General features: G+C 40.5%; 6 protein-coding genes. 5 read left to right on the top strand and 1 reads right to left on the bottom strand.

Annotated features, from left to right (window positions below):
- Positions 1-236: 236 nt before the first annotated feature.
- From E5S67_RS31325 to E5S67_RS31315, 3 genes are read left to right on the top strand one after another with little or no spacing between them, the layout of a single operon-like run.
- Complete coding sequence (locus E5S67_RS31325; protein WP_172193290.1) at positions 237-545, top strand: HNH endonuclease signature motif containing protein; 309 nt, start codon at positions 237-239, stop codon at positions 543-545.
- Between the two features lie 6 nt (positions 546-551).
- The gene (locus E5S67_RS31320; protein ID WP_172193288.1) at positions 552-1370 is read left to right on the top strand and encodes a DNA cytosine methyltransferase; all 819 of its coding nucleotides are present in this window, start codon (positions 552-554) and stop codon (positions 1368-1370) included.
- Positions 1371-1375: 5 nt separating this feature from the next.
- Positions 1376-2539, top strand: a complete 1164-nt coding sequence (locus tag E5S67_RS31315; RefSeq protein WP_216670837.1) for a hypothetical protein — start codon at positions 1376-1378, stop codon at positions 2537-2539.
- Between the two features lie 24 nt (positions 2540-2563).
- Here the strand turns inward: E5S67_RS31315 and E5S67_RS31310 are convergent, their stop codons facing one another.
- Positions 2564-3058, bottom strand: coding sequence for a hypothetical protein (locus tag E5S67_RS31310; RefSeq protein WP_172193284.1), 495 nt, complete (start codon positions 3056-3058; stop codon positions 2564-2566).
- Between the two features lie 108 nt (positions 3059-3166).
- On the opposite strand from E5S67_RS31310, the gene E5S67_RS31305 reads away from it, so the two are divergent.
- Positions 3167-3601, top strand: a complete 435-nt coding sequence (locus tag E5S67_RS31305) for an RNase H family protein (protein WP_172193282.1) — start codon at positions 3167-3169, stop codon at positions 3599-3601.
- Positions 3602-3702: 101 nt separating this feature from the next.
- Positions 3703-3831 (top strand): hypothetical protein, encoded by a 129-nt coding sequence (locus tag E5S67_RS34300; RefSeq protein ID WP_281363608.1) that lies wholly within the window; start codon positions 3703-3705, stop codon positions 3829-3831.
- The last annotated feature ends 78 nt before the right edge of the window (positions 3832-3909 follow it).

The raw sequence follows: 3909 nt of genomic DNA, 5'->3' as shown, positions 1-3909 counted from the left end.
CGGGTAAAAGGCAGGGCTTAACTGCTTATCAAGCTATTCAACAAGCCCTCTCTATTCATGGCTCCCTTTTTTCCCCTAGTTGAGCAATTACTGAAAAAGTACCTCGGTTTTCGCAGCAAGGGACTAATAACCCTAATTGGAAAGGAGGTAAAACTTGTGACAAAGGCTACATTCGCCTTTATTCTCCAGAACATCCCAGAGCAAGAAACAACTACGTTTTTGAACACATTTTAGTGATGGAAAAACATTTGGGCAGACAGTTAACTTTTTATAAAATTGGTCATCCAGATAATGAAGTTGTTCATCACATTAACGGCGATCGAACTGATAATAGGATAGATAATCTTGCTGTTATGCGTCATGTTGACCACATGGCTCAACATAGCAAAGAGAGATCCTCAAAGCCTGTCAGAAGGCTTGATACAGGAGAAGTTTATCCAAGTGCAAAAGAAGCATCAATAAACTTAGGTCTAAGTGACCGTGCAATACAAGGAGCTATTCGGCAAAAAACCAGAGCTAAAGGAACTTACTGGGATTGGGCATAATCAGCTATGCAAGCAATTAGTTTATTTTCAGGGATTGGAGGATTTGAGTTAGCAGCAAAATTAGTTTTTGGCGAGCGATATCAAACATTTGAATTTGTCGAAATTAATCCTTATGCTCAAAAAGTCCTGCAATCCCACTTTCCTAATATCCCCATCTGGTCAGACATCAGAACATATCATCCACCCAAACTCAGACAAATCGGCTTTCCTACGATCGTCATTGGCGGATTTCCTTGCACAAACACATCCAACGCAGGAAAGAAAGAAGGATTGGCAGGCTCTGAGTCAGGATTGTGGTGGGAAATGTACAGAGTCATCGTTGAAGCCCAACCAGATTTTGTTATCATTGAAAACCCAAAAGGAGTCATTCATAGAGGCTTGCGAACAATCTTGGGAGCCTTGCAAATGGCTGGATTTGAAGCAGAAGTTGAAATTATCAGCGCGTCGGAGTGCGGTGCGCCTCACGAGAGGCAAAGATGCTTTATCATTGCCCACCTGCACGACCTACAGCTCAAGCAACGGAAAGGGTGGCAGGGCTGGTCTGACCAAGTTGGAAAGCACCTTGCGATCGCAAAATCGTTTACCAAGCACCCAAAAGTTAAATCCAGAAGTTTGCCTGTGGTTAATGGGATTCCCCCTTACTTGGCTGGACTGCATTATGACCACTGGTGGAAATTCAATCCCCCACCAACAAACCCAGGAGTAGAACCAAGAACCCCTGGAAGGGCAGAAGCAATCACTTTGGCAGGTTTATCAATTTGTGTTCCGCAAGCTACGGTTCCATTAATGCGCCTTCAATTTCTAGCTCACTTACTTTTAGGATAAAACTCATGGGTAAAAATAGAGGCAAGATGAAGCCAAAAGAAAGATTATTTTTGGAAATGAGTCAGGGTCGAACACTCAATCTTCAGTGCATCATCGACAAGTCACAACAGAGTGACGGTCATGGCGTTTACCTAGAACTCGATCGAGGCAAGAACAAGCAACATCGGCTAATTTCTGTTCATGCCAAAATCCTTGATGCGTGGGAAGTTTGTAAAAATGGAATGTCAATCCTAGAAAATTCCAATTTTAGCTATGCACAAACCAATGATGAAATTACTCAAAAATTCATCCATAAGTTAGTCGAAACTTACGGTGACTATGATTCAGATGATGCTCAATATCAACCAAAGGGTGATAATCGAATTATTTTACCGTGGCTGTTGTCTGGTGGAAAACCAGACGATCCAAATATTCCTGAAGGAATCACGATCGAAGTCATTAACCCGCCTGTGACCAAAAAGTGGAAGATTTACCATCGGAAATGCAGCCATCCTGACTACTCTCAGGGGATGTATGCGATCGGTACGTCTGACACGGATGTTTTGTTAATTGAAGAAACAGAAAGGGTAGTAATCAGCAATGCCTACATCCTTGCTGCTTATGTGGCGGATCATCTGAATGATACCGACCACAGCGAAAGATACTTGGCTCAGACAGAACTCGATCGACTATATGCAGAAGCAGAGACAGTTTTCTGTGTTGATATCCAGAATGTTGACCTTAACGACGAAAAAAAGTTTAAAAATAATATTTCGAGATTTGCTAATGCTAATTGGATGGGTCTTTTTACGACAGACGGAACTCCAATTACCAGAGCAGCAGTTTGGGAGTGCGATAACGCTTTAATCTGTGGAGATTATATCAGATTTGACAAAGGAGCGTTAGTAGGAAAAATTTATTATCCTACCTCTGTCGAAGGCACAGAATTCTACTTCAAAATGCCATATCATGCTTGGGAGGGGGTTGCTAAACATAATGGTGTAGCTATGCCTCTATTTCCCAAAATAGAGAATGGTGTGGCAATTGATTTTTGGGATTGGGTACGTGATAACAACATTGTCCCTAAAAAAGTTGATTGTCCCTTTGAAACGGGTCGTCTTCTTACTCAAGGAATTGTTGCAGTATTTGTCTATCCACACACAAATAGACCAAGAATAGATTGTAATTAAACTCAATTCTGTAGCTAAGGTTTTCTACAATGACAAAACCCGCTGAAATTCCTTAAGGACATATTTCAAGAATTTTGGATTTCGGCTAAGAATTCTTAAAAATCTGTCAGGTAAAGTAGCAAAACCTTGTTGAAATAACGTTTCTACCAAGAAGAAGACAGCATATCCAAAGTAAAAGAGTTTTGGAGCTATGTCACCTTCCGACGTAAATCCTTCAGTGGATATGAATGAATTGCCTTTAGTATCGAGATACTGAACAACATAGAGAGTCCGGCCAGCGCTCAGTTCCAGGGATTCTCTATTATTTTCTTTCAAGTTTCCATTGGGTCGATCGAGCCTAAACTCATAATACATTTCCTTGGTTAGATTCTTCATGTGTTCTAACTGTTGGGCTAGCCTCATGCTTTCTGCCTTTATCTGTAAATTTTCTACTAACAGTTGCGAGTTGTCGATCGATAATTTAGAATTGGCGACTGATAAACGTGCATATTCTCTCAATAAATCTGTGTATTCTGACATACTAATTCTGTAGTTTATTTGCTATATTATACCAAACTATAAGTAACAACTGTTCATAAATAAACTGCTTCGCTAGGGGGTTTTGATGTCTATTTTTGTGAAAGTCTTATGGTTGCCGTACAAAATTCAACAGAAACTCAAACAAAACCTGTAGTCAACATTCATTGCGATGGTGCTTGCTCAGGAAATCCAGGACCCGGTGGCTGGGCTGCAATTCTCACAGTTCCAGGTAAGCCAAATAAAAAAGCAATTAGTGGTAAAGCTGACACAACCACTACTAATAATCGCATGGAATTAACAGCAGCGATCGAAGGGTTGAAAGCTCTCAAAAAGCCTTGCACGGTTACGCTATTTTCGGATTCAACTTACGTCATTCATACTATGACCAAAAGTTGGAACCGTAATGCCAACCAGGATTTGTGGGAAGAACTCGACAAATTAGCAGAAGTTCACGACATTACCTGGCTGTGGTTGTCCCGGAATTCAACTTCTGAGTTGAGTGAGTGCGATCGACTTGCCAAGGAACAGATTGTCAATCCTTGAGAGCTAAAAGTTAGTTGAAACTAGCGCCAGTTCGGGCATTATTAATTAATAAAATGTCCGAATTTGGTATGTTAAAATGAGCTAAAATTTAGGACAAAACAATGAGTCAATTTGATTATTTACGAACACAGCTTGCCGATAACGTCTGGGCAGGAAAACCTATTTTGACAGTAGCTGATGCTGTCAATCAGGGAGTAAGTAACGGAAAAGATTGGTATCAGAAGTGTTGAATGCTTATTTGATAGGATTCTGAAAATAGACATACGAATCCTATAAACTGGTGATTTCAGCAATTAAAAACAAGTTCC

The sequence above is a fragment of the Microcoleus asticus IPMA8 genome, assembly GCF_013179805.1.
GTDB classification, from domain to species: domain Bacteria; phylum Cyanobacteriota; class Cyanobacteriia; order Cyanobacteriales; family Microcoleaceae; genus Microcoleus; species Microcoleus asticus.
The sequence above is the reverse complement of the archived record's forward strand: the minus strand, read 5'-3'. Positions and strand labels throughout refer to the sequence as shown.